Raw genomic sequence first — 25115 nt, forward strand, 5'->3', positions numbered from 1 at the left:
CTTTGTGCTCCAGGTAAGATATAACAAATGAAGAACATCCTCGCCATCCAGTCTCACGTGGTCTTTGGTCATGCCGGTAACAGCGCGGCAGAATTCCCGATGCGTCGTCTGGGGGTAAACGTCTGGCCGTTAAACACCGTTCAGTTTTCTAACCATACGCAGTACGGCAAATGGACCGGCTGCGTGATGCCGCCGTCCCATCTGACGGAAGTTGTGCAGGGTATCTCGGATATTGGTCAGCTAAAACGCTGCGATGCGGTGCTGAGCGGCTATCTTGGCTCGGCCGAGCAGGGCGAACATATTCTCGATATTGTGCGCCAGGTGAAGGCGGAGAACCCGCAGGCGAAATATTTCTGCGACCCGGTCATGGGACACCCGGAAAAGGGCTGCATCGTGGCACCCGGCGTGGCGGAGTTCCACGTGAAGTACGCGATGCCGGCAAGCGATATCGTGGCCCCCAATCTGGTCGAACTTGAGATTCTCTGCGGTCACGATGTGCATAACGTTGACGAAGCGGTACTGGCGGCACGTGAGCTTATCGAACAGGGTCCGGATGTGGTGCTGGTGAAGCACCTGGCGCGCGCGGGCTACAGCGTGGATCACTTTGAAATGCTGCTGGTGACCCGCGACGAAGCCTGGCACATCAGTCGTCCTCTGGTCGATTTCGGCACCCGTCAGCCGGTTGGCGTCGGAGATGTCACCAGTGGACTACTGCTGGTGAAACTGCTGCAGGGAGCTACGCTGCGTGAAGCGCTGGAACACATTACCGCCGCGGTTTACGAAGTGATGGTGACAACACAGCAGATGGATGAATACGAGCTGCAGGTGGTTGCGGCGCAGGATGCTATCGCGAAACCAGAACATTTCTTCAGCGCCACGCGGCTGTAAGAAAGGACCGGGCGGTTATTCCGCCCGGTTATTGCGTTACTTCAGACCTTCCGCGGCCATGGCCGCAGCAACGGCCGGACGCGCCGCAACGCGCTTCATATACGCTTCGATATTCTTAAACCCGTCCATATTCAGTTTAACCGCATACGCCCAGCGCAGTACGGTGAACAGATAGGCATCGGCAATGGTGAATCGGGTGCCACTCAGCCACTCGCCGCTTTTCAGCGAGTCGTCGACATACTGCATTTTCTTTTCGAGCTGTGCGCGAGCCGTTGGCTTGTAGTCTTCCGGCGTATCTGGGCGGAACAGCGGCGTAAAGCCCTTGTGCAGCTCGGTCGCAACATAGTTCAGCCACTCCAGCGTATGGTAGCGACCAATGCTGCCAACCGGCGCCAGTAGCTGCCTGTCGGGCACGCTGTCGGCGATGAACTGCATGATGGCTACACCTTCGGTCAACAGGCTGTTGTCGTCCAGCAGCAGGGCGGGAACCTGACCTTTCGGGTTGATAGCAAAGTAGTCGTCGCCGTTTTCCAGCTTCTTCTTCATTAAATCTACGCTATCGAGCGTGAAGTCTTTGCCGCTTTCGCGCAGCGAGATGTGTGAGGCAAGAGAACAGGCGCCGGGCTTGTAGAACAGTTTCATGACAAACTCCTGGTTGCAGGTATGTGGTTCTATCCTGGTACAAGTGGGTCTAAAAAAAAAGCCGCTAACATAAGGTTAGCGGCTTAAATTTATCTGTTTCCCGAAGACATTACGCTGTTGCGGTATCTTTCGCGGCAGCGCTCTGATCGTCGTCCTGAGTCATGCGGTTCAGTTTCGGCGCCAGCAGGATCATCAGCACAGCAATGACTGCGGTGGCGATACCGATCTGCAGGAACACGTGGCCGTATACTTCCAGAGACATCAGCGGGTCAGTAACGTTTTCCGGAACCGCCATCAGGTTAGCAATCTTACCGGCGATAATCGCCGCACCTGCGGTGGTCAGGAACCAGCTACCCATGATGAAGCCCATCAGACGCTGCGGAACCAGCTGTGCCACCATCGCCAGACCCAGACCAGAGATCATCAGCTCACCGATGGACTGCAGAGCGTAGCTCAGGATCAGCCAGTTAACGGAGACGATACCGGCGTCGCTGGCAAATTTGGTACCCAGCGGCAGTACCAGGAAGGCACCGGAGCACAGCACCATACCGATAGCGAACTTGTGCGGCATCGGCAGACGGTCACCCATCTTGTTATAGATAGCAGCAAGAATCGGGCTACCAATCATGATCCAGAACGGGTTCAGGGCCTGATACTGTTCCGGCTCAAAAGCGATACCCAGAATGGAGTGCTCAACGTTACGGATTGCGAAGAAGTTCAGAGACGTCGGCATCTGGCTGTACAGAACGAAGAAGACGATAGCCTGCAGCATCAGAATGAAGGCCACAATCATCTTACGGCGCGCCGCACCCTGCATTGCGAATGCTTCTTTACCGAAGATGCACACAATGATGAACGCAATCACGCCCAGCGCCATACGTGCAACACCCTGGTTATGCAGCAGCCAGGTCGCGATAGTGGCCAGGATGACAACACCGACGATAGTTGCCAGCAGTTTGCCAACGTGAACCGGCTCGAAATCCGGCTTAGAACCATACTGTTTTACCCACTTCTGGCAGAACGCGAAGTTCACCACGGTAATCAGCATACCTACAACGCTCAGTGCAAACGCCACGCTCCAGCCAAACTTCGCCGCAAGCCACGGCGTCGCCAGCATGGAGAAGAAGGAACCGATGTTCACGGACATGTAGTACATGGTGAATGCACCGTCCAGACGCGGGTCATCTTTCGCATAGCAGGTAGAGAGCAGGGAAGACGGGTTAGCTTTGAACAGACCATTACCAACGGCGATGGTTGCCATACCCATATATACGATTGCGGCATCGTGACCAGACCATGCGACCAGCGCATAGCCGATTGCCAGGACGATTGCCCCCAGCATGATGACGCGTTTAGTACCCAGAACTTTGTCGCCTAACCAACCGCCAATGGCCACGAGGCCATACACCAGCGCACTAAAGGAGGAGAACAAGGTGATTGAATCCGCTTCAGACATACCCAGTTGTTTTACCAGGTAAACGGCCATGATCCCTTGCAGGCCGTAGTAACCAAAACGCTCCCATAATTCTATAGAGAAAATGAGATAGAACGCTTTTGGCTGTTTGAAAGCGTTCAAACTGACGCTTTCTGCTGGTTTATTGTTTGCAGTTGACACATATACCTCTTTTTTTTCGACCCATATTAATGGGGAAGTTCTGGGCGTGGTGCTTAAAAAATGCACCCGCCTTATTGTTATATTTGGAGGGGAAACGCGGGGTAATGTTCACTATCCTGACCAGTCAGGCAAGGGGTTTGTAATATTCTGTTACACATAAACAGGGCGGTATAATTAGCCGGACATCTAAATGTTATTTAGCGTTAAATTTCACCGTTTAGCGGTTGTTGGTTTTTTCCTCTGAAAGATGGGGGTGAAATTGCGCTATTGGCGATATGTTCTGCTGCTGGCGTTAAAACATAGTGATATGACCTATGTTCTGAAAAATAGCCAGTGTATTGTCCGGTGGAAGTGAGAAAAGCCGCTGATGCAGTGGGTAAAATGTACCTTTTGCGCAACATGAAATTAACACCGTGTTGCGCCGGTGATCATGATCACAGAGTTATAGAATTTTTTCCGTGGAAAAAAATGATTAACCTGGCTGAACGATTAATAGCCAGTGAATGCGGCGGTATAAAAAGAGATCTATGGCACAAAAAATGGACGGACAGGGAGGGACGGGCGCCAGACGCGATAAAGATGCGCGTCCGGCGAGTTGTCAAATATCGACCTTCTCTTTGAATTCGCAGAGATCTTCAATCAGGCAGGAGCCACAGCGTGGTTTACGGGCGATACAGGTGTAGCGACCGTGCAGAATAAGCCAGTGATGGCAGTCGACCTTAAACTCGGCGGGGACCACTTTAAGCAGCTTCTCTTCTACCTGCTCGACATTTTTACCCGGTGCAAAGTTCGTACGATTACAGACGCGGAAAATATGCGTATCAACGGCAATCGTAGGCCAGCCAAAGGCGGTGTTAAGCACGACGTTAGCCGTCTTACGCCCCACGCCCGGCAGAGCTTCCAGCGCGGCTCTGTCTTCCGGCACTTCACCACCATGCTGCTCAAGCAGGATGCGGCAGGTTTTAATCACGTTTTCCGCTTTGCTGTTAAAGAGTCCAATGGTCTTGATGTACGATTTCACGCCATCGACACCGAGCGCCAGCATCGCCTGAGGGGTATTGGCCACCGGGTAGAGCTTTGCGGTGGCTTTGTTGACGCTGACGTCGGTAGCCTGAGCGGAGAGCAGCACCGCAATGAGCAACTCAAACGGTGAACTGAAGTTCAGCTCCGTGGTGGGGTGCGGATTGTTGTCCCGCAGGCGGGTGAGGATCTCAAGGCGTTTGGTTTTATTCATGACGCTTTCCCTGCGGTATCAGCCTGTGCCGGGCTGGCGACCACTTCTGCAGTCTGTGCTTTACGTTGTTTGGATCGCTCATCAATCAGATATTTCAGCGCGAGCAGCATCCCGAGGCCGATGAAGGCTCCAGGGGGTAGCATGGCCAGCAGGAACGGGGTGTCGGTATGGAATACCTCGATACGCAGCACTTTTGCCCAGTTACCCAGCAAACCGTCGGCACCGTCAAACAGCGTTCCGTTACCAATGATTTCACGCATTGACCCAAGTACAAACATCGCGCAGGTTGCCCCCATCCCGATGGAAAAACCATCCAGGGCGGAAAGGGCCGGTCCCTTTTTAGCCGCGAAGGCTTCAGCACGTCCTACAACGATACAGTTGGTCACAATAAGGGGAATAAAGATCCCCAGTGACTGATACAGGCCAAACGCGTAGGCGTTGATAAGCATTTGCACGGCGCTGACCACCGAGGCAATGATCATCACGTATACCGGAATACGGATCTCGGCTGGCGTCCAGTGACGGAGTGCTGAGATGAACAGGTTAGTGAGAGTCAGCACCAGCGTGGTGGCAAGCCCCAGGCCAAGGGCATTGGTTGCCGTCGAGGTGACAGCCAGCAGCGGGCAAAGCCCCAGCAGCTGGACCAGCGAGGAGTTGTTTTTCCATAACCCCTGAACAATAACGTCTTTTATTTCGCTCACGGTTTATTCTCCACAGGCACTGAGTTCAGGAAGCTGCGCAGGCAACGTTTGCGCAAAGATCCCGGCGCGTCTGACCGCATTGACCACCGCGCGGGGGGTGATCGTGGCGCCGGTAAACTGGTCGAAGTCGCCGCCGTCTTTTTTCACCGCCCAGTGGCTGTCATCAGGACCGTTGATTTTTTTACCCGAGAAATGGGTTATCCAGTCCGACAGGCGTAGCTCTATTTTATCACCTAATCCCGGCGTTTCATGGTGTTCGATAACGCGGGTGCCAAGCACCGTGCCGCTGAAGTCGGCACCGACAAGCAGACGAATAGCGCCTGAGTAGCCGTCCGGTGCGGTGGCTTCAATGACCGCTGCTACCGGGGTATCACCGTTACGGGCGATATAGACTTTGTGAGCACCTTTGCCCAGCGATGCATCGGTCACCAGATAGCAGCTGCCCTGCAGATTATTGGTGTACAGATTCGGCGGGATGACCTGATCGAACAACGCCTTTTGCTGCAGCGCGGCCTGATCGGCAATAGTGCTTTTGGTTAACAGGTTAATGGCGGCCGTTAATCCCGTTGACCCCGCGGCGAACAGCGCCAGGATAAGACCGTGTTTCTGCATTGTCTTTAACATGGGCGTTCCTTAACGGTGACCGTACGGGCGAGGACGAGTGTAGTAGTCGATAAGCGGTACCGTAATGTTTGCCAGCAGCACGGCGAACGCCACACCATCCGGATAACCGCCAAAGCTACGAATAAGCCACACCAGCAGGCCGGCGAGGGCACCGAAGATCAGGCGGCCACGATTTGTCGTGGAGGCCGTAACCGGGTCCGTCAGAATAAAGAAAGCACCAAGCATGGTAGCACCGGAGAGCAGGTGCATTTGTGGTGAAGCCAGCGTCTGTGGAGAGAACAGCCAGCCAAGCGTCGCGCAAACCGCAAGGCTTACCAGGAAACTCACCGGGATGTGCCAGCGAATGGCACGCTGCCAGAGCAGGAACAGGCCTCCCACGAGCCAGGCCACGTTCACCCACTGCCAGCCGATACCCGCCAGTGCACCACCGAAAATCGGTAATTTGAGGATATGTTCGACGTTCTGCCCGGCATGCAGCGAGGTTTTGAACGTATCGAGCGGCGTCGCCTGGCTTATTCCATCAATGCCCATTCTGAGGCTGGTCATATCATGGCCGGAAGCAGCATGTCCGGTGAAGATGATTTGCACTGCATCGAGCAGGCTCGGCGTGGATGACGCAATCTCGTGCGGCGGCAGCCAGGAGGTCATCTGCACCGGGAAGGAGATAAGCAATACCACATAACCGATCATCGCCGGATTAAACGGGTTATGCCCGAGCCCGCCGTACAGCTGTTTAGCGATGATCACCGCGAAGGCGGTACCCAGCACCACCATCCACCAGGGGGCGAACGGTGGAATGCTGACCGCAAGCAGCAGCCCGGTCAGCAGGGCGGAGTTATCGGCGAGAGTACGCAGCGCATTCTGTTTGCGCAGGCGTAAAATAGCGGCTTCGGCAGCCCAGGCGGTAACGGCGGCAATCACTATCTGAATGAGGGTACCCCAGCCAAAAAACCAGCTCTGCACGGCGATGCCCGGGAGCATCGCAACCAGCACCAGCAGCATAATTCGTGAAGTCTGACGCTGGTTGTGGGTATAAGGGGAGCTTGCGATTCTGAAAACCATTTAATCCTCGTTCACTGCCTGCTGAGCGGCTCTTTTCGCCTGCGCGCGCGCGATAGCGGCGGCAATGGCGGCTTTGCGCGGGTCATCATTGGCCGCCGGAGCGGAAGGGGCGGCAACCTGTTGTTCTGCTTTACGTGCTTTCGCGCGGGCAATCGCGGCTTCTACCGCCGCTTTGCGCGGATCGATAGCCGTGGTTGCCGCCGCAGTCGATGGCGCTTGAGCTTCGTGATTGTCGGTCGGCGCAGTCGCTTTACGTGCTTTGGCTCTGGCGATAGCCGCTTCGACGGCGGCTTTACGCGGGTCAACCGCAGCTGGTTCAACGGTGGCTTCCTGCTGTTTTTCGGCCTGTCGCGCTCGGGCCTCGGCTTTGCGGGCCTCGCGAGCCGCTATCACTTCGCTGTTATCCGGAACCGTTCCGGCTTTGATAACCACTGGCTGCGTGGCCTGCTGCTGCTTTTCACGTACACGAGCGAGTGCAGCATCGATAGCCGACTTGTCGGTTTTACCAGGCTGAGCAGCAGACTGCTGATGGCGTGCCTGACGTGCGGCTTTATCACGCTCGAGCCGAGCCTGGCGAGCCTCAAAGCGGATTTTCGCCTCGGCTGCGCGTTTTTCTTCGTCAGCGATGGCTTTAATTTCTGCTTTTTCCTCACGGAAATACTGCACCAGCGGGATGTTGCTGGGGCAAACCCACGCGCAGGCGCCGCATTCGATGCAGTCAGCCAGGTTGTGGCTGGTCGCTTTGTCATGCTGCTGCCCTTTACTGAACCAGTAAAGCTGCTGGGGTAGAAGATCGGCCGGGCAGGCATCGGCGCAGGCGCTGCAACGAATGCAGCCTTTTTCTTCTGATGTCTCACCCATTTCGGTTGCTGAAGGGGCCAGCAGGCAGTTGGTTATTTTTACCACCGGAACGTCGAGCCACGGCAGGGTAAAGCCCATCAGCGGACCGCCCATGATGACCAACTGTTCGCTGCTGGCACAAAAGCCGGCCTGCTCCAGCAGATGACGCACCGGAGTTCCCAGTCGCGCCCAGACGTTGCCCGGATGGGCAACTGCCTCGCCGGTCAGGGTGACGACGCGTTCAGTGAGCGGTTCACCGTCGATAACCGCCCGTTTAACGGCGTAGGCGGTGCCGACGTTTTGCATCAACACGCCGATATCCGAAGAGCGTCCGCCGTGGGGAACCTGTTTGCCGGTGAGGATCTGCGTGAGCTGCTTCGCACCGCCGGAAGGATATTTGGTGGGGATTACCCGCAGGCTGATGCCGTGATGATGAGCCAGTACTGCACGCATCATCGAAATGGCCTGCGGTTTGTTGTCTTCGATGCCAATCAGCACTTCACGCGGCTGTAAAATATGCGCAAGAATGCGCACACCCTCGATAATCTGAGCGGCACAGTCCTGCATCAGCCGATCGTCGGCGGTGATGTAGGGCTCGCACTCGGCGGCGTTAATAATGAGGGTTTCGATTTTATCGCCACCGCCGTTGAGCTTGCTGCCCGTCGGGAAGCCTGCGCCACCGAGCCCCGCTACGCCAAACTGATGAATACGTTCAATCAGCTGCTCGCGGGTTTTATTCTGGTAATCGCTCCAGCCATCGCGCTCTGCCCAGCGGTCTTCGCCATCGGCATCAATGATGATGCTGAGCTCTGCCAGCGCTGAAGGATGCGCGGTTGAGTGGGGGGCAATTGCCACCACTTTGCCTGACGTGGGCGCGTGAACCGGCAGCATGCGCCCGCGACCACGGGTCAGTGGCTGGCCACGCAGCACGGTATCGCCAACGCTGACGCACAGCTCGCCTTCAGCACCAATGTGCTGTTTTAACGGCATGATAAAACGCTGCGCCAGAGGGATCTGCCGCAGCGGGGTGCCGTTAGACTGGGTTTTCATCTCAGGAGGATGAATGCCGCCGTCAAAGTCCCAGATCTTATCTTTGCGGAAGGCAGAAAATAGCTTAAACATGTTGTTCCACGGGAATGATGTGTACCGGAATGGTCTGCAGATTCCATTTCCAGCTTTCTGTGGTGGTCGCGACCGGACGCAGGTCAATACAGCGCGTCGGGCAGGGATCCACACAGAGATTGCATCCGGTGCAAAGGTCGCTCATGACGGTGTGCATAGCGCGAGTGGCGCCAACAATGGCATCAACCGGGCAGGCCTGAATACATTTGGTGCAGCCAATACAGTTGGCCTCGTCAATGACCGCCAGCATGCGCACCGGTTCGGCAGCGGCAACGTCGCCATCAATAGGCTGCGGATCGACGTTAAGTAAGGCGGCAATTTTCAGCATCACGGCTTCGCCACCCGGCGCACAGCGGTTAATCTTTTCGCCCTGTGTCCCTACCGCTTCGGCGTAGGGGCGGCACCCAGGGAAGCCGCACTGACCGCACTGACTCTGCGGCAGCAGTTCATCAATTTTCTCGACAACGGGATCGTCCTCAACCGCGAAACGGCGTGAGGCATACCCCAGAATGACGCCGAAAATCAGCCCTAACAGGCTGATGGCGGCGACAGCAATCCACACAGCATTCATTACAACTTCACCAGACCACTAAAGCCCATAAAGGCCAGAGACATTAAGCCTGCGGTAATCAGCGCAATCGCGTTACCACGAAACGGGGCAGGTACATCAGCAACCACCAGGCGTTCACGGATGGCGGCAAACAATACCATCACCAGCGAGAAACCGACGGCGGCGGAAAATCCGTACAGCGCCGACTGCATGAAGTTATGCCCAAGATTGATATTCAGCAGCGCGACACCGAGCACTGCGCAGTTGGTGGTGATAAGCGGCAGAAAAATCCCCAGCAGGCGATACAGCGCCGGGCTGGTTTTGCGCACCACCATTTCGGTGAACTGTACCACCACCGCGATAACCAGAATAAAGGCCAGCGTGCGCAGATAAATCAGATTAAGCGGAATGAGGATCCAGGTATCGATGAGCCAGGCGCAGATAGACGCAAGCGTCATCACAAAGGTGGTCGCCAGTCCCATTCCCATCGCGGTTTCGAGCTTTTTGGACACGCCCATAAATGGGCATAAGCCCAAAAACTTCACCAGAACGAAGTTATTAACGAGGACGGTTCCAACAAATAGCAGTAGATAATCAGTCATTGTTCGACCTGAAAAAACAAAGCCGCCTATTATCCTTCATCTGGACGGCGGCGACAACAGAGTAATCGTGTGGATATTACGGGTTTACAAAGGTCCGTTTTACCCGCGCAGAGCGCTTAAAGTAAGGCACCAGCAGGGCGGTTGCCAGCAGCGGGAATACCAGCTGACGCAGGGCCATGGCGTCCGGAATGGGGGAAAAAGCAAACGCTTTAACCGCAAGCAATACCGAAATAAGCAGCCAGATAATATAGTGCTTAGGCACCAGTGCCCGGCGTTTAAAGAAGGCAATGGTGAGCCATAGGGTGTAGTACCACATGGCAATAGCAAACAGGCAGGACAAAACCCACAACCCAATATGTCCGGCGCTTTGGGCACGCAGAAGGGTGAAAGTTTGCGGTGAAGCCAGCGCGCTGGCATAAAGCACCACGGCTAAAGACGCGCTCAGCAGCGCGACTAATAACCAGGCAAGCGGGGCAAGAAGCCATCCACCAATTCGTTCAGCGGTTTTATCGGACATTACCTCTCCTGAAAATCAGCGCCAGTTTGTCTGCAAAAATGACAAGCCGTGAAGTATAAAGCAACTGGCGCCAGAGAGGACAGTATTTATTGTACGTAGCGCCAGACGGATTTAGGGACCTGGCCAACATCGAATAAACGGCCGCCGGAGACCAGCTCCGCGCGACGATGATCGGCTGCGCGATACATATTCACAATGTCGTTAGTGTCTGACAGGGAGTAATTCAAATGATCAAAGAGCTTTTCCAGACTTTCGAGTGAGTTGATCTTACGAAACTTCAGCAAATAGTCCTGAACGGTCATGTTTACACGTATCCATTTTATAATGTGAGTAGCATCGGTAAAGATGTTTTAAATATGAAACAACAATGGGTATGGCAGGAGTCAAAGGGCCTGATGGCGCCTGGGAGGGAAGGTTAACGCGCTTCACGACGGCTGGCAATAACGTTATGGTGCCAAAATAAACTCTTTTTACATTTTCTGTTCAGTTATTGATGGCGATCGACATTATCCTGCGAAATGTTTTCATATATCCACGACTATCACCTGATGAAATCAATAAGCGAGTAGCAAAAATATTACCGGATATTATCAGAACTTTCGCATTTTGAGCTTTTCCGTAAAGATATTTCAGATTATTGCCGTAGCTTTTTTAAGCTATTTCATGCGGGGATAACAAAATGGAAAGGGGGTGGTTGAAAAAGAATCAAGCAACCGGGGGTATCCGCCGGCTGCGTCCTTGCGGTGACGTTCAGAGAACGTTTATTTTTTCATGACTGCTGCGGTAGGTTCCGGAGACTGGTAGTTATCGATATGGTGAGCCGCAATCAGCAGCAACACAGAAATCCCCAGGATGACCCAACCAATCAATTCAACGATGCGAGTTAATACGGACGACATGATTTTCGAAGTAAAAGTGATAACAGGTGGCAAATCTTACTCATCGCGAGGCCAGATGCAAGTGTAACGTTTCAGCTCGCATTGTGAATGCCTTGCTATTAATCTGTTGTTACGCTCCCGGAGTTGTTGTGAAATAGAGAGACGTAATCGATGAGAGGCACTGTAAGATGAGCGACAATATCCGTGTAGGATTAATTGGTTATGGTTACGCAAGCAAGACGTTTCATGCCCCGCTGATAAGCGGGACACCAGGGATGGAGCTGGCTGTTGTCTCCAGCAGCGATGAGGCTAAGGTAAAAGCCGACTGGCCGTCCGTGCAGGTGGTGTCAGAGCCTAAACATCTGTTTACCGATCCCAGCATTGATTTAATTGTCATCCCAACCCCTAACGATACGCACTTCCCGCTGGCGAAAGCCGCGCTGGAAGCGGGTAAGCATGTGGTGGTGGATAAACCCTTTACCGTGACACTGTCACAAGCTCGTGAGCTTGATGCACTGGCAAAAAGCGCGGGTCGCCTGCTGTCGGTGTTCCACAACCGCCGCTGGGACAGCGACTTCCTGACGGTGAAAGCGCTCATCGCTGAAGGGGCACTGGGTGAGGTGGCGTTCTTTGAATCGCACTTCGACCGTTACCGTCCACAGGTGCGTAACCGCTGGCGTGAACAGGGCGGCCCGGGGAGCGGTATCTGGTACGATCTGGGACCACACCTTCTCGATCAGGCGGTTAATCTGTTTGGGCTGCCGGTCAGCCTGACCGTTGATCTTGCACAGTTGCGGCCTGGCGCGCAGTCAACCGACTACTTCCATGCCGTGCTGGCCTATCCACAGCGCCGGGTGGTGCTTCACGGCACGCTGTTAGCCGCGGCAGAGTCTGCACGTTATATCGTTCACGGGTCGCGCGCGAGCTATGTGAAATACGGTCTCGACCCGCAGGAGGAACGCCTCAAGAATGGTGAACGTCTGCCGCAGGAAGACTGGGGCTACGATATGCGTGACGGCGTTATCACCCGTGTTGACGGCGAAGAGCGCGTGGAAGAGACCTGGCTGACCCAGCCGGGGAACTATCCGGCCTATTACGCAGCCATTCGCGACGCTCTTAACGGTAACGGTGAAAACCCGGTTCCGGCAAGCCAGGCGATTCAGATTATGGAGCTTATCGAGCTTGGTATTGAGTCGGCGAAGCATCGTTCTACGCTCTGCCTGGCCCGCTAAAAAAGTAAAGCCGCTGATTCAGCGGCTTTTTAGGGTTACTTTTTGGTGACAGTGTCACGCAATGCTTGCTTCTCTTGCGGGCTCAAGAACGCCATTTCCAGTCCGTTTTTCTGCGCCTGGCGAATCTGTTCGCGGCTCAGACCGGCGGCCGGGGCGGCTACGGTGTACTCGTGAATAATATCGATGCCCTGAACCGCCGGATCGTCGGTGTTGATGCTTGCCATCACGCCGTGTTCCAGGAAGGTTTTCAGCGGGTGACCAGCGAGCGACGGAACCGTGCTGGTCTGAATGTTGGACGTCAGGCAGGATTCAATACCAATACGCTGGCTTGCCAGGAAATCCATCAGCGAGAGATCTTCCACCGCTTTTACACCGTGACCGATACGCTCAGCGCCCAGCTCACGAATCGCCTGCCAGATACTCTCCGGGCCAGCCGCTTCGCCTGCGTGAACGGTAATATGCAGACCCGCATCACGGGCGCGGTTAAAATGGCTCAGGAACAGGCTGCCCGGAAAACCAAGTTCATCACCGGCCAGGTCCAGCGCGGTAATCCCGTCGCGGTGTGCCAGCAGGGCATCGAGCTCCGCCAGGCAGGCGGTTTCACCAAAAGTACGGCTCATGATGCCGATGAGATTGGCCTTCACGCCGAAATCACGGCTACCTTCACGCACACCGGCGATAACGGCTTCGACCACGCCGTCGACAGGTAATCCATGGGTCATTGCCATATAGCCTGGAGAAAAACGCAGCTCTACATAGTGCAGGCCGTTACGTGCGGCATCTTCGATGTTTTCGTACGCCACGCGGCGGCAGGCATCAAGGGTTGCCAGCACTTTCACGCCCCAGTCAAGCTTCGACAGGAAACTCACCAGATCGGGTTCGTTGCTGGTGACCTGAACGTGCGGACGCAGGGCGTCCAGCGTATCAGCCGGAAGAGTCAAATTATGCTGACGGCCAAGATCGAGAATGGTTTGTGCGCGGATGTTTCCATCAAGGTGGCGATGGATGTCAGTTAATGGAAGGGATGTATCAATCATGGTCGCACTCTTTTTTAGTTAAAGTGCGGACCATTATAAAAACAAATGCGGGTAAAAAGCTATTTTGCGCAACGATTTTCACCGTTGCGCAAAATGTCAGCTCAGAGAACGGATGGCGGCAATCAGCCGCTGTACGCCCTGTTCGAGCTTGACTCTGGGACAACCGGCATTCAGGCGTACAAAACCGTTGCCTTCTTCACCGTAGGTGTAGCCCGGCATAATGGCCACTTTCTGCTGCTCAATCAGCGCTTTTTGCAGTGCACGGTCATCAATGCCTAACGGGTTGAGATCGATCCATGCCAGATAGGTCGACTCCGGCGGCTGCCATTCCAGCGCCGGGAAGGCCTGATTCAGCTCCTGTGCAATATACGTGAGGTTGTCCTGTAAATAAGCGCGTAATGCGTCGAGCCAGGGAGCGCCATCGCGATAGGCGGCAATATGTGCCACCAGCGCCGGAACCGACGGGGAAGAGAGCCCATCGCGGCCTTTCAGCGTGTTCAGATAGCCGAGGCGTGAAGTCTCGTCACCAATCAGGCCGTAAGCGCCGGTAAATGCCGGAATATTGAAGCTCTTGGAACCGGAGGTAAACAGCGACCACGGACCGCGAGCCACTTCGCACCACGGCGTATGGCGGTGATTTCCCCAGGCCATATCCATGTGGATTTCATCGCTAATGACTTTCACGTCGTGTTTTTCACACAAGGCAGCCATGGTTGCAAGCTCCTCACGCGTCCACACTTTCCCGGTCGGGTTGTGCGGGCTGCAGAGTAGCAGAATACGGTTTTGCGGCTGTGCGAGCACCTGCTCAAGGCGAGACATATCGCAGCTCCAGCCTTCCGTCGTTTTGCTGAGCGGAACCGCAACGATTTGGCGATCGTTACCTTCAATGGCTTTGTAAAAGGCATCGTAGGCTGGGGTATGTACCACGATGCCGTCACCCGGGGCAGACCACTGGCGGATCATTTCTGAAACCATGTAGATAACCGACGGGCCATAGACAATAGATTCTTTATCGATGGCACTGTTGAAACGGGTCGCGAACCAGTGGGCAATTGCACCGAGAAACTCGTCGTTCTTCCAGCGGCTGTAGCCGAATACACCGTGCTGCAAACGCTGGCTTACGGCATCGATAATGCAGGGGGCGGTGGCAAAATCCATGTCGGAGATGGTGAAGGGCAGCAGATCGGCTGCGCCAAAACGATCGGCGACATAATCCCACTGGGTGCACCAGGTGCCGTGTCTGTCGATGGGAGTGGAGAAATCAAACATCAGAACGTCCTTTACGTTGCACAAAAAACAGAACCCCCTTCAGGCGAAGGGGGTTGTGCGTATCAGGCCTGAACGGTGTTCATCAGGGTGGCCATTTCATCTTTCACTGACTGTACCTGCGGGCCAATGACCACCTGCAGGTTGTGCTGGTTAAGCTGAACGACCCCGATTGCACGGTTCGCTTTCAGCGCGTTGCTGTCGACCTTCGACATGTCATTTACCGACAGACGCAGGCGGGTAATGCAGTTGTCCAGGGTCACGATGTTCTCAGCACCACCGAGGGCGGCAAGGATAGCAGGCACGTTGTAACCCGATTTGCCAACGGTACCGGCCACTGCCTTCTCAACCGGGTTGGTGTCGATATCACGGCCCGGGGTCTTCAGGTTAAAGCGGGTGATGGCGAAGCGGAAGATACCGTAGTACACCGCAAACCAGATAGCCGCCACCACCGGCACCAGATACCATTTGGTAGACAGACCGTGCAGGATCCCGAACACCACGAAGTCAATAATGTTACCGTCGGTGTTGCCGATGGTCACGCCGAGAATAGCCATCACGGTGAAGCCCAGACCAGTCAACAGCGCGTGGATAACGTACAGCACCGGCGCGACGAACAGGAACAGGAACTCCAGCGGTTCAGTGGTGCCGCCGATAACACAGGCCACCACGCCGGAAATCAGCAGGCCTTTAATTTTATGACGGTTTTCAGGACGGGCGCAGTGGTACATTGCCAGGGCTGCACCCGGCAGACCGCCGAGGAAGGCGGGCATTTTACCCTGAGACAGGAAGCGGGTCGCGCTCTCAGAGAAACCGTGCGTGCTCGGGCAGCTCAGTTGGGTCTGGAAAATGGTCAGCGCGCCGCTGACGGTTTTACCACAGACGTCCATGGTGCCACCGGCTTCGGTGAAGCGGATCAGTGCCACGAGGATATGGTGCAGACCAAACGGCAGCAGCAGACGTTCACCGGTACCGAAGATCATCGGGCCAAAATCGCCGGCGCTGTTAATCAGCCAGCCGAGGGCGTTGATGCCTTTGGCAAAGATTGGCCAGATAAGTGGGATAGCCAGACCGACCAGACCCATCACCACGGTGGTGATGATTGGCACGAAGCGGGTACCGCCGAAGAACGCCAGCGCGTCCGGCAGACGAATTGAGTGGAAACGCTCGTGCAGCATCCAGACAATCACACCCGCGATAACCGCGCCGAGAATACCGGTGTCAATGGACTGGATCCCGAGGATATTCTGAATGTTGTTAGCCTTCAGGATCGCCGCGTCGGTGGTTGGAAGAATTCCTTTCGCCGTGAGCCAGAAGTTCACCGCCAGGTTCATTACCGCATAGCCGACAAAACCGGCGAAAGCCGCGACGCCTTTGTTCTCACGCGCCAGTCCCAGCGGGATAGCGATACAGAACATCACCGGCAGGAAGCTGAAGGCGAAGGAGCCGACTTTGCTCATCCAGATGAAAATGGCCTGCAGGATCGGGGTATCGAGCCACGGCAACAGGGTGGTGACATCATGGCTACTCAGCGAACTGCCGATACCCAGCATGATGCCGCAGAAGGAAAGCAGCGCCACGGGTAACATGAATGTTTTCCCTAGCTGCTGAAAAAACTCCCACAGAGTAACTTTTGGTGCTGCTTTGGTCGTCATAAAACGACTCCTTGTTGTAAAAATAATCGTTAGTGATGATGCAGCAGAAAGATAAAACGTTTTACCAAACTTTAGTGCGAAGCAAATCACAATTTCAAATGAAGATAAGGTTTATAACTACGGGGCGTTGATAAAACGTTTTATCTGACAATTTTACAGGGAGCCGGATGCCACCCATGGCAATCGCAAAGAAGATAACCATTAACGATGTCGCGCTGGCCGCGGGTGTTTCGGTCAGTACGGTCTCGCTTGTCCTCAGTGGCAAAGGGCGCATCTCTTCCGCGACGGGGGAAAAGGTCAATCAGGCGATTGAACAGCTGGGGTTTGTGCGCAACCGCCAGGCTGCGTCGCTGCGTGGCGCGGCAACGGGTGTGATTGGTCTGATAGTCAGCGATCTGCAGTCGTCGTTTTATGCTGAGCTCACCTCCGGGATCACCAACACCCTGGAGTCACAGGGCAAAATGGTCTTTCTGACCCAGGCCGGGCGGGAAGGCGAAAACATGGCGCAGCGCTTTGAAACGCTGATCTCGCAGGGTGTGGATGGCGTGATTATCGCCGGTGCCGTCAATCGTGGCGTTGAGCTTTGTGAGCGGGCGGAAGAGGCGGGTATTCCGCTGCTTTTTGCTTCGCGAGCCAGCTGCCAGGATGAAGTCGAGCTGATTCGGCCAGACAATATGCAGGCGGCGCAGATGGTCACCGAGCATCTTATCCGTCGGGGCCACCAGCGGATTGCCTGGCTCGGTGGTCTGAGTTCATCGCTCACCCGTGCCGAACGCGTGGGAGGCTACTGCGCCACGCTGCTCAAATATGGCTTACCTTTCCACAGTGAATGGGTGCTGGAGTGCGGCACCAGCCAGAAGCAGGCTGCAGAAGCCATGACCGGACTGCTGCGCCAGTATCCGATGATCACCGCGGTGCTTTGTTATAACAACGTCATCGCCATGGGGGCGTGGTTTGGCCTGATGCGCGCCGGGATGCAGAGTGGGGAAGCCAGCGTCGAGAGTTACTTTGAGCAGCGCGTTACTCTGGCGGCCTTTGCGGAAGTGTCGGAAGAGGCGCTCGACGATCTGCCGCTGACATGGGTTACCATGCCCGCACGCGAGATGGGCAAAAGTCTGGCAGAGCGCATTCTCCAGCGTATTGATACCGGCAGAGTAACCCTCAACAATCAGATAATGCCTCCGCGATTGATTACCCGGAAATAACGCCTTCTGGTATCACCAACTGACGCAGAAACAAAAATGCCAGTCAGCGGGCTGACTGGCATTGTCGGGGCAAGGGCGTTGTTACTGTGCCGGAGCCGGAGCCGGAGCCGGAGCCGGAGCTTCAGCTGGTGCCGGAATACCGAGATCCGGCATACCAAACATCCCGACGAAATCTTCCAGCGGCATTTTCTGCCCGTTCAGTGTCACCTGGCCGTTCGCATACTGCAGGCTGGTGCCGATGGTGTCGTTCTCAAGCGTAGTCAGACGGAACATCTGTCCCATCGCCGCAAGGCCTTTCACCTGCTGAACCGCAAGCTTCGCGGCTTCATCCTGCTGGTAACCTTCGATACGTGCCACCTGGGTCATGAACTCGGTGGCCATATCCATCGGGATTGCCAGTTTGCCATCCAGCGATTTCAGGGTGCGATCCAGACTCTCTGCGAGCGTTTTCGGCTCTCCGGTTGCCTTAGACGGATCTTTGAGCAGTATTGACAGATTGAAGCTGGTTTCGCCTTTGCTGTTTTTCCAGCTCAGCGGCGCAATGGTGATAGACGGATCGCCTTTCAGCAGGAGCGGCAGTGCGCCAAAGAAGGCGTCAGCGAGTTTCTGCTGGTAGAGTTCCGGGTTCTGGGTCAAATCAGGCTGTGCTAACAGCGCCTGAGCCTGCGCATTGTACTGCTGGCTGAACTGGTGCCAGGCCTGACCGTCAATCTGGCCGATTTTCAGCGTCAGTTTACCGGTGCCCATATCCTGACCCTGCAGCTTAAGGCTGTTGAGGGTGTAATCGAGCTGGGTGTTGACAGTTTTACCATCGTTAACCAGATCGGATTTGCCGTCGAGGGTCATGCCTTCCAGTAACGCCAGCTCTTTGCCTTCAACAGAAATCGCCAGTTTTTCCAGATTCACTTTCTGGTCACCGACGAACTCGTCAAAACCGGTCAGGGAACTGTTACCTTCGGTTTTCAGATTGTTGAAAGTTAGCTTAACCTTCTGGTTGTATTCGTTAACGGTGTCGATAAGGCCGCTTTGCGCTTCACCACTGAGGGCATAGGTTTTACCATCACCGCCGGCTTCGAAGACAAAATTGCCGCCGCTGAACGCAACTTTCTCGCCTTCAGATTCATAGTTCAGCGCTTTCAGGTCGATAGCAGAACGCGTGTCACCGTTGTAGCTGATGCGCGTGTTGATGTCGAAAGGTGACTGACCTTTAGCGAGATCAAACAGGTGTTTCGTCACGTCGTTATTCACCAGCACCGTGTGGACGGAAGCCATTGCCGGGATCAGGTTGAATGATTTCAATGACGCCAGCGGGAACGGACCGTGGTCGACATCTTCTTTCAGGATGACGCTTTGTCCGGGCTGCAGCCAGCTGTTAGCGGCTCCGGCGACAGGTTTGACGACCAGATCCAGCTGGCTCGAGAAGACACCACGCTGGTAGTTTTGATACCCAAGCTCTACTGCAGATTCCGGCGCGGTGCGTTTAATCTGCGCGTTAGCTTGCTGCACCATCTCTGAAATACGGCTTTCGAACTGTTTTCCGGTATACCAGGCACCGCCTGTCCATACCACGCCCAGAGCGATAATCACTCCGGCTGCTACCAGCGATTTTTTCATAGCGTTTATCCATAAAAAAGAAAACAGGCGGAACCGTCCGCCTGTGATGTCATGAGGCTGCTTTTCAGCTTAGCAATACTGCGGCAAAACTTCAGTATTTACTTCAGCTTATTGAACACCCTTGCCAGACGTCCGGTGCCGCTGACGCAGACCGGGGATTCTGCCGCGCTGACGAACGCGGATTCACCCGCTTTCAACGCCAGGCGTTTTTCGCCCTTACGCAGCACCGCTTCGCCTTCCACGCAGAAGAGAATTGCTGCACTGTGTTGGGCAATCTCGCTCTCCCGGGAGGAGAGGTCGTGCAGGGAGAACGCAAAGTCATCAACCGGGATTGGGAAATCCAGCTCGCTGCCATGTTTTTGCGGCTGCGTCAGCAGTTCTGCCGCCGGTTTGGCGACGAACTTGACGTTGGCTACGAGCTCAGGGATGTCGATGTACTTCGGCGTTAATCCGGCGCGCAGCACGTTGTCGGAGTTGGCCATTACTTCCAGCGCCACACCCTGCAGGTAGGCGTGCGGAGTTTCGGCGAACAGGAACATCGCTTCACCCGGGTTCAGTTTCACCACGTTCAGCAGCAGCGGAGAGAAGAGGCCGCTGTCGTCCGGGTAAAATTGAGCGATCAGGCGAATAGTCTGCCACGGCTCACCCTGCTGGCTGTCTACGGCGGCTTTCAGAATAGCCAGCGCACGGGATTTTTCTTCCCCCTGCATATTGAGGAGGCTGGCGAACAGTTCGCTCAGACGCTCAGCGTCAGGTGCCTGCAGGAAATGCGCAATCGCGGTGTGCGCTCCGGCAACGGGCTGCAGCAGAGACACAATTTCTGAGAATTCGCGGAAGGCGTTCATCGCAAGGAATGGGGTGAGGGCAAAGACCAGCTCCGGTTTGTGGTTCGGATCTTTGTAGTTACGCTCTGCGGCGTCGAGTGGGATCCCGGCGGCATTTTCTTTGGCAAAACCGATTTCAGAGGCGCGCTTATTCGGGTGAACCTGAATAGACAGCGGCTGTGCGGCACAGAGTACTTTGAACAGGAACGGCAGTTCACCAAAGCGTGAAGCGACTTCCTGGCCGAGTAAACCGGCTTTATCGGCATCAATCACCTCGCGCAGGGAATGCACCTGGCCATCGGCGCCTTCTATCTTCGAACTGCTTTTCGGATGCGCACCCATCCACAGTTCTGCCATCGGCTGGTGGTCAGGATTGGCGATACCGTAGAGTTCCGTTAACGCAGTTTGACTTCCCCAGGCGTAGTTCTGCACTGAGTTGATGAGTTTTTGCATTATCAAGCCCTGTATTCATATGGTTAATCTACGTCTATTAAACCAATAAACCGCCGGGTAAGTCACCTGTGTCGATAAAAAGTCGTCCTTGTCTCAGTTTTTGTTAAAAAATTGTGTAGGATATGCAAACTCGCTTTTGAACAGGGCAAATGGAAGATTTGCCGTAACCATAATTAGCCACGGTAGCAAGTGAGAGCATAATGTCGAACAAACCCTTTCATTATCAGGATCCTTTTCCCCTCAAAAAGGACGAAACCGAATACTATCTCCTCAGCACTGATCACGTTTCTGTAGCAGAATTTGAAGGTCAGGAAATTCTGAAAGTCGATCCGCAGGCGTTGACGTTGCTGGCGCATCACGCCTTCCACGACGCTTCCTTTATGTTGCGCCCGGCGCATCAGCAGCAGGTGGCCGATATTCTCAATGATCCGGAGGCCAGCGAAAACGACAAGTACGTGGCGCTGCAGTTCCTGCGTAACTCTGAGATTGCGGCCAAAGGCATTCTGCCAACCTGCCAGGATACCGGCACCGCCATCATCATGGGTAAAAAAGGACAGCGCGTGTGGACCGGCGGCGGCGATGAAGCTGCGCTGGCGCGCGGGGTGTATAACACCTATATCGAAGATAACCTGCGTTATTCGCAAAACGCCGCGCTGGATATGTACAAAGAGGTGAACACCGGCACCAATCTGCCGGCACAGATTGATCTCTACAGCGTGGATGGGGATGAATACAAGTTCCTCTGCGTCGCCAAAGGCGGCGGTTCCGCAAACAAAACGTACCTGTATCAGGAAACCAAAGCGCTGCTGACCCCGGATAAACTGAAAGATTACCTGGTGGCGAAGATGCGCACCCTCGGCACCGCGGCGTGCCCGCCGTATCACATCGCTTTCGTAATTGGCGGAACCTCGGCGGAAGCGACGCTGAAGACCGTGAAACTCGCCTCCACGAAATATTACGACGGCCTGCCGACGGAAGGTAATGAGCACGGCCAGGCATTCCGCGACGTACAGCTTGAGAAAGAGTTGCTGGAAGAGGCGCAGAATCTCGGCCTCGGCGCGCAGTTTGGCGGTAAGTACTTTGCCCACGATATCCGCGTGGTGCGCCTGCCGCGTCACGGAGCTTCCTGCCCGGTAGGCATGGGCGTTTCCTGCTCAGCTGACCGTAACATCAAAGCTAAGATCAACCGTCAGGGGATCTGGCTGGAAAAACTGGAAGATAACCCGGGTAAATTCATTCCGGAATCGCTACGTAAGGCGGGTGAAGGTGAAGCGGTACGGGTGGATCTTAACCGCCCGATGAGCGAAATCCTCAAACAGCTGTCGCAATACCCGGTTTCGACTCGTCTGTCGCTTTCCGGCACCATCATCGTTGGCCGCGACATCGCGCACGCCAAGCTTAAAGAGCGGATGGATAACGGCGAAGGGCTGCCGCAGTACATCAAAGATCACCCGATCTACTACGCTGGCCCGGCCAAAACGCCGGAAGGGTACGCCTCCGGTTCTCTGGGGCCAACCACCGCCGGGCGTATGGATTCTTACGTCGATCAGCTGCAGTCCGAGGGCGGTAGCATGATCATGCTGGCGAAAGGTAACCGCAGCCAGCAGGTGACGGATGCCTGCCACAAGCACGGTGGTTTCTACCTCGGTAGTATCGGTGGCCCGGCAGCGGTGCTGGCGCAGGGCAGTATTAAGAGCCTGGAGTGCGTTGAGTATCCGGAGCTGGGGATGGAAGCTATCTGGAAAATCGAAGTGGAAGACTTCCCGGCGTTCATCCTTGTCGATGACAAAGGAAATGACTTCTTCCAGCAGATCCAGTCTTCGCAGTGTACCCGCTGCGTGAAGTAAGACCCAGGCCGCCCTTCGGGGCGGTTTTTTATTGCTCCTCTTTAGCCGCCATCAATGGCGAGTGTCAGGCACAAACGCGATCGTTCCATGAATCACGATAGCTAATATTTCCATCCGTGTACTTCCAGCCGATCGCTTCATAGCGCAGCTCGAGCGTTTCCTGGTGAGTGCTGTAACGGTGGTGGATTTGGTGGGATTAAAGTTTACCCGCACGTCCTGACAACCCAGAACAAAAAAAAGAGCAATACTTAAACCTGATTGCAGGTGAGCAATGTCGAAACCATCACTTTGTATGTCAAGGAGAAAGTAATGACCACGATACGTCGCGAGAAAGACTCTATGGGCGCGATTGACGTCCCGGCAGATAAACTATGGGGCGCGCAAACCCAGCGTTCGCTGGAGCATTTCCGCATCTCAACGGAGAAGATGCCGGATGCGCTGATCCACGCCCTGGCGCTGACCAAGCGGGCGGCGGCGAAGGTAAATCAGGATCTGCATCTGCTGTCTGATGAGAAAGCCGGGGCGATTATCGCTGCCGCCGACGAAGTGCTGGCAGGCAAACACCCGGGTGAATTCCCTTTGGCTATCTGGCAGACCGGCTCCGGTACCCAAAGCAACATGAACATGAACGAGGTGCTGGCGAATCGGGGGAGTGAGCTTCTTGGTGGTGTACGGGGGATGGATCGTAAAATTCACCCGAACGATGATGTGAATAAGAGCCAGAGCTCGAACGATGTGTTCCCGACCGCGATGCACGTGGCGGCGGTACTGGCGGTGAATGAGCATCTGATCCCACAGCTGAAGGTACTGAAGCAAACCCTGGATCAGAAAGCGAAAGCCTTTGCCGATATCGTCAAGATTGGTCGTACTCACTTGCAGGACGCCACGCCGCTGACGCTCGGGCAGGAGTTTTCCGGCTGGGTGGCAATGCTTGAGCATAATCTTAAGCACCTGGAGCTGAGTTTGCCGCACCTGAGTGAACTGGCGCTGGGGGGGACGGCCGTTGGTACCGGGCTTAACACTCATCCGGAATATGCTGTGCGGGTGGCCAAAGAGCTGGCGGCGATCACCGGGCAGCCTTTTGTGACCGCGCCGAATAAGTTTGAAGCGCTGGCGACCTGCGATGCGCTGGTTCACAGTCACGGTGCCCTGAAGGGGCTTGCTGCTTCGTTGATGAAAATTGCCAACGACGTGCGCTGGCTGGCGTCCGGTCCGCGTTGCGGCATTGGCGAAATCGCTATCCCGGAAAACGAGCCCGGGTCGTCCATTATGCCGGGCAAGGTGAACCCAACCCAGTGTGAAGCGATGACCATGCTCTGCTGTCAGGTGATGGGGAACGATGTGGCGGTCAATATGGGCGGAGCGTCAGGTAACTTTGAGCTTAACGTCTATCGACCGATGGTTATCCATAACTTCCTGCAGTCCGTGCGTTTACTGGCTGACAGCATGGAGAGCTTTAACGAGCACTGCGCCGTGGGCATCGAGCCGAACCGCGAGCGGATTAATCAGTTGCTGAATGAATCTCTGATGCTGGTGACGGCGTTGAATACCCATATCGGCTACGACAAGGCTGCCGAAATTGCCAAAAAAGCGCACAAAGAGGGGCTTACCCTGAAGGCTTCCGCGCTGGCGCTGGGGTATCTCAGCGAAGCGGAGTTCGACCTCTGGGTACGCCCGGAGGAGATGGTGGGCAGCCTGCCGGTTAACCGTTAGCGAGATACAGGTGCAGCCGGGGGATCAGCAACGTCAGCGGCTGTGCCTGGGGTTTGTAACGGTACTGCACGTTATCTTCATCATAATTGAGTAGCTCACCGATTTCCGGCACGCTGACGCCACGAGTGCCGGAAATCAGTGCAATCAGCGGGCTTGGGCAGGCATGTTGAACCTGTTTTTGTTCTCCGGCATACCACACCCGGGCTATCGGCTGTACTTTCACCGGCCGCTTGATCTTCAGCGCGGCACGCTGCGGCAGGGCGGCGATATCCTGATACTCTCGTTCAAGCTTCGCCTGCCACTCTTCCCGGGTCCACGGCGGTACGGCGCGCGGCGAACGCAGGCTGTTTTCCAGCTGCTTTAACACCTCATCGCGGGTCAGATTTTTCATAAAGTGTTTATTTGCCCATCCGAAGCGCAGGGTGGCCGGGTCGTGCAGCAGCGTCAGCGAACGATAGGCTCCGAGCGTCATCAACCCTGGAAGATGACGATGTACCCACTCGAAGCGGGCGGCAGAAGGGAGACCCGACTCTACGGTGACAATCTTTTCAAAGGCCGCCTTGAGCTGGTTTATCTGCGCAACTCGTCCTGCAATCGCTTCCTGCTCGTGGAGCGTAGTTTGAAAACAGATAACGCCGGGCAGGCGCACCGCGGCCTTGCTGCTGCGCTTCTCGGACTGCTGCTGAATAAACAGATGACTGAAGTGTTTGAGAGCACGTTCAAGCGCCTCCTGTCCCACGTGCTGGGTTACCTCAATACGTGACAGCGGGCTGTGTTCCTGTTCTTTGCTGACCTCAGGCAGGGTAAAAGTCCGTGCGGCCAGCAGTCGACACTGGCCCAGTTCATCCTTCAGTAACTGGAGTTCGCGCTCGAGCTGACGGAAGGTGCCCGTCAGGCGTTCAATCGTATCGTACTGTGCCATAACCCCTCGTATTAGTTACAACATACTAATTTTTATTTTATCATACGCAGAGGTCAGCTTTTGTGCAAATCC

The 25115-nt window shown here is 55.2% G+C and carries 23 protein-coding genes and 1 pseudogene; 5 read left to right on the forward strand and 19 right to left on the reverse strand.

Features of this window, described 5'->3' with window-relative positions; all coding sequences use genetic code 11:
- Positions 1-27 precede the first annotated feature (27 nt).
- On the forward strand, positions 28-888 hold the full coding sequence (pdxY, locus tag C7387_RS05495; protein WP_120816248.1) for a pyridoxal kinase PdxY: 861 nt from the start codon (positions 28-30) through the stop codon (positions 886-888).
- Between the two features lie 36 nt (positions 889-924).
- On the opposite strand, the gene gstA is transcribed toward pdxY, so the two are convergent.
- From gstA to blr, 12 genes are all read right to left on the reverse strand, one after another.
- Positions 925-1530, reverse strand: coding sequence for a glutathione transferase GstA (gstA, locus tag C7387_RS05500; protein WP_006820102.1), 606 nt, complete (start codon positions 1528-1530; stop codon positions 925-927).
- Positions 1531-1639: 109 nt separating this feature from the next.
- Positions 1640-3145 (reverse strand): dipeptide/tripeptide permease DtpA, encoded by a 1506-nt coding sequence (dtpA, locus tag C7387_RS05505; RefSeq protein ID WP_038257333.1) that lies wholly within the window; start codon positions 3143-3145, stop codon positions 1640-1642.
- Between the two features lie 598 nt (positions 3146-3743).
- A complete protein-coding gene (nth, locus tag C7387_RS05515; protein WP_120816250.1) occupies positions 3744-4379 on the reverse strand; it encodes an endonuclease III in 636 nt (211 codons plus the stop codon).
- Positions 4376-5080 (reverse strand): electron transport complex subunit E, encoded by a 705-nt coding sequence (locus tag C7387_RS05520; protein WP_006820099.1) that lies wholly within the window; start codon positions 5078-5080, stop codon positions 4376-4378. Before C7387_RS05520 ends, nth begins: the two co-directional genes overlap by 4 nt.
- A 3-nt stretch (positions 5081-5083) precedes the next feature.
- Entirely contained in the window at positions 5084-5704 is a 621-nt protein-coding gene (rsxG, locus tag C7387_RS05525) for an electron transport complex subunit RsxG (RefSeq protein WP_006820098.1), read from the reverse strand.
- Positions 5705-5713: 9 nt separating this feature from the next.
- Positions 5714-6766, reverse strand: coding sequence for an electron transport complex subunit RsxD (rsxD, locus tag C7387_RS05530; protein WP_006820097.1), 1053 nt, complete (start codon positions 6764-6766; stop codon positions 5714-5716).
- A complete protein-coding gene (gene rsxC, locus C7387_RS05535) occupies positions 6767-8728 on the reverse strand; it encodes an electron transport complex subunit RsxC (RefSeq protein ID WP_120816251.1) in 1962 nt (653 codons plus the stop codon).
- Positions 8721-9299, reverse strand: a complete 579-nt coding sequence (rsxB, locus tag C7387_RS05540; RefSeq protein WP_006820095.1) for an electron transport complex subunit RsxB — start codon at positions 9297-9299, stop codon at positions 8721-8723. Before rsxB ends, rsxC begins: the two co-directional genes overlap by 8 nt.
- A complete protein-coding gene (gene rsxA, locus C7387_RS05545; RefSeq protein WP_006820094.1) occupies positions 9299-9880 on the reverse strand; it encodes an electron transport complex subunit RsxA in 582 nt (193 codons plus the stop codon). Before rsxA ends, rsxB begins: the two co-directional genes overlap by 1 nt.
- Before the next feature lie 76 nt (positions 9881-9956).
- Positions 9957-10397, reverse strand: a complete 441-nt coding sequence (locus C7387_RS05550) for a DUF2569 domain-containing protein (RefSeq protein ID WP_006820093.1) — start codon at positions 10395-10397, stop codon at positions 9957-9959.
- Between the two features lie 86 nt (positions 10398-10483).
- On the reverse strand, positions 10484-10699 hold the full coding sequence (gene ydgT, locus C7387_RS05555; RefSeq protein WP_006820092.1) for a transcription modulator YdgT: 216 nt from the start codon (positions 10697-10699) through the stop codon (positions 10484-10486).
- A gap of 459 nt (positions 10700-11158) precedes the next feature.
- On the reverse strand, positions 11159-11296 hold the full coding sequence (gene blr, locus C7387_RS05560) for a division septum protein Blr (protein WP_006820091.1): 138 nt from the start codon (positions 11294-11296) through the stop codon (positions 11159-11161).
- A gap of 167 nt (positions 11297-11463) precedes the next feature.
- On the opposite strand from blr, the gene C7387_RS05565 reads away from it, so the two are divergent.
- Positions 11464-12507, forward strand: coding sequence for an oxidoreductase (locus C7387_RS05565; protein ID WP_006820090.1), 1044 nt, complete (start codon positions 11464-11466; stop codon positions 12505-12507).
- Between the two features lie 35 nt (positions 12508-12542).
- Here C7387_RS05565 and add read toward each other — a convergent pair whose 3' ends face one another.
- The 3 genes from add to malX all read right to left on the reverse strand — a co-directional run bounded on the left by add (position 12543) and on the right by malX (position 16465).
- Complete coding sequence (gene add / locus C7387_RS05570) at positions 12543-13544, reverse strand: adenosine deaminase (protein ID WP_038257352.1); 1002 nt, start codon at positions 13542-13544, stop codon at positions 12543-12545.
- A gap of 96 nt (positions 13545-13640) precedes the next feature.
- A complete protein-coding gene (locus C7387_RS05575; protein WP_120816252.1) occupies positions 13641-14813 on the reverse strand; it encodes a MalY/PatB family protein in 1173 nt (390 codons plus the stop codon).
- A gap of 62 nt (positions 14814-14875) precedes the next feature.
- Complete coding sequence (gene malX / locus C7387_RS05580; RefSeq protein ID WP_006820085.1) at positions 14876-16465, reverse strand: maltose/glucose-specific PTS transporter subunit IIBC; 1590 nt, start codon at positions 16463-16465, stop codon at positions 14876-14878.
- A 176-nt stretch (positions 16466-16641) separates the two neighbouring features.
- Here malX and C7387_RS05585 point away from each other — a divergent pair, with 176 nt between their 5' ends.
- On the forward strand, positions 16642-17670 hold the full coding sequence (locus C7387_RS05585) for a Mal regulon transcriptional regulator MalI (protein WP_006820084.1): 1029 nt from the start codon (positions 16642-16644) through the stop codon (positions 17668-17670).
- 81 nt (positions 17671-17751) lie between these two features.
- Here C7387_RS05585 and C7387_RS05590 read toward each other — a convergent pair whose 3' ends face one another.
- Both C7387_RS05590 and manA read right to left on the reverse strand, forming a co-directional pair.
- On the reverse strand, positions 17752-19284 hold the full coding sequence (locus C7387_RS05590) for a YdgA family protein (protein ID WP_120816253.1): 1533 nt from the start codon (positions 19282-19284) through the stop codon (positions 17752-17754).
- Positions 19285-19382: 98 nt separating this feature from the next.
- Positions 19383-20561, reverse strand: coding sequence for a mannose-6-phosphate isomerase (gene manA, locus C7387_RS05595; RefSeq protein ID WP_006820082.1), 1179 nt, complete (start codon positions 20559-20561; stop codon positions 19383-19385).
- A gap of 200 nt (positions 20562-20761) precedes the next feature.
- Between manA and fumA the strand changes: the two genes are divergently transcribed.
- Entirely contained in the window at positions 20762-22408 is a 1647-nt protein-coding gene (fumA, locus tag C7387_RS05600) for a class I fumarate hydratase FumA (protein ID WP_120816254.1), read from the forward strand.
- Positions 22409-22472: 64 nt separating this feature from the next.
- Here fumA and C7387_RS23105 read toward each other — a convergent pair.
- Positions 22473-22580, reverse strand: a pseudogene (locus C7387_RS23105) (type VI secretion system tube protein Hcp); the annotation flags it as partial.
- Positions 22581-22717: 137 nt separating this feature from the next.
- On the opposite strand from C7387_RS23105, the gene fumC reads away from it, so the two are divergent.
- Positions 22718-24121 (forward strand): class II fumarate hydratase, encoded by a 1404-nt coding sequence (gene fumC, locus C7387_RS05610; protein WP_120816255.1) that lies wholly within the window; start codon positions 22718-22720, stop codon positions 24119-24121.
- Here fumC and tus read toward each other — a convergent pair.
- Positions 24111-25043: a DNA replication terminus site-binding protein gene (gene tus, locus C7387_RS05615; RefSeq protein WP_006820079.1), complete on the reverse strand. Its 933-nt coding sequence runs from the start codon at positions 25041-25043 to the stop codon at positions 24111-24113. The two genes, fumC and tus, sit on opposite strands and share 11 nt — an antisense overlap.
- Between the last annotated feature and the right edge of the window lie 72 nt (positions 25044-25115).

It is taken from the genome of Yokenella regensburgei, assembly GCF_003634235.1.
GTDB lineage: Bacteria > Pseudomonadota > Gammaproteobacteria > Enterobacterales > Enterobacteriaceae > Yokenella > Yokenella regensburgei.

Bases quoted from the DNA above. Each gene is read 5' to 3' on its own strand.
- pdxY (WP_120816248.1), top strand. From the start codon at position 28: ATGAAGAACATCCTCGCCATCCAGTCTCACGTGGTCTTTGGTCATGCC.
- gstA (WP_006820102.1), bottom strand. From the start codon at position 1,530: ATGAAACTGTTCTACAAGCCCGGCGCCTGTTCTCTTGCCTCACACATC.
- nth (WP_120816250.1), bottom strand. From the start codon at position 4,379: ATGAATAAAACCAAACGCCTTGAGATCCTCACCCGCCTGCGGGACAAC.
- rsxG (WP_006820098.1), bottom strand. From the start codon at position 5,704: ATGTTAAAGACAATGCAGAAACACGGTCTTATCCTGGCGCTGTTCGCC.
- rsxD (WP_006820097.1), bottom strand. From the start codon at position 6,766: ATGGTTTTCAGAATCGCAAGCTCCCCTTATACCCACAACCAGCGTCAG.
- rsxC (WP_120816251.1), bottom strand. From the start codon at position 8,728: ATGTTTAAGCTATTTTCTGCCTTCCGCAAAGATAAGATCTGGGACTTT.
- rsxB (WP_006820095.1), bottom strand. From the start codon at position 9,299: ATGAATGCTGTGTGGATTGCTGTCGCCGCCATCAGCCTGTTAGGGCTG.
- rsxA (WP_006820094.1), bottom strand. From the start codon at position 9,880: ATGACTGATTATCTACTGCTATTTGTTGGAACCGTCCTCGTTAATAAC.
- C7387_RS05550 (WP_006820093.1), bottom strand. From the start codon at position 10,397: ATGTCCGATAAAACCGCTGAACGAATTGGTGGATGGCTTCTTGCCCCG.
- ydgT (WP_006820092.1), bottom strand. From the start codon at position 10,699: ATGACCGTTCAGGACTATTTGCTGAAGTTTCGTAAGATCAACTCACTC.
- blr (WP_006820091.1), bottom strand. From the start codon at position 11,296: ATGTCGTCCGTATTAACTCGCATCGTTGAATTGATTGGTTGGGTCATC.
- C7387_RS05565 (WP_006820090.1), top strand. From the start codon at position 11,464: ATGAGCGACAATATCCGTGTAGGATTAATTGGTTATGGTTACGCAAGC.
- add (WP_038257352.1), bottom strand. From the start codon at position 13,544: ATGATTGATACATCCCTTCCATTAACTGACATCCATCGCCACCTTGAT.
- C7387_RS05575 (WP_120816252.1), bottom strand. From the start codon at position 14,813: ATGTTTGATTTCTCCACTCCCATCGACAGACACGGCACCTGGTGCACC.
- malX (WP_006820085.1), bottom strand. From the start codon at position 16,465: ATGACGACCAAAGCAGCACCAAAAGTTACTCTGTGGGAGTTTTTTCAG.
- C7387_RS05585 (WP_006820084.1), top strand. From the start codon at position 16,642: ATGGCAATCGCAAAGAAGATAACCATTAACGATGTCGCGCTGGCCGCG.
- C7387_RS05590 (WP_120816253.1), bottom strand. From the start codon at position 19,284: ATGAAAAAATCGCTGGTAGCAGCCGGAGTGATTATCGCTCTGGGCGTG.
- manA (WP_006820082.1), bottom strand. From the start codon at position 20,561: ATGCAAAAACTCATCAACTCAGTGCAGAACTACGCCTGGGGAAGTCAA.
- fumA (WP_120816254.1), top strand. From the start codon at position 20,762: ATGTCGAACAAACCCTTTCATTATCAGGATCCTTTTCCCCTCAAAAAG.
- fumC (WP_120816255.1), top strand. From the start codon at position 22,718: ATGACCACGATACGTCGCGAGAAAGACTCTATGGGCGCGATTGACGTC.
- tus (WP_006820079.1), bottom strand. From the start codon at position 25,043: ATGGCACAGTACGATACGATTGAACGCCTGACGGGCACCTTCCGTCAG.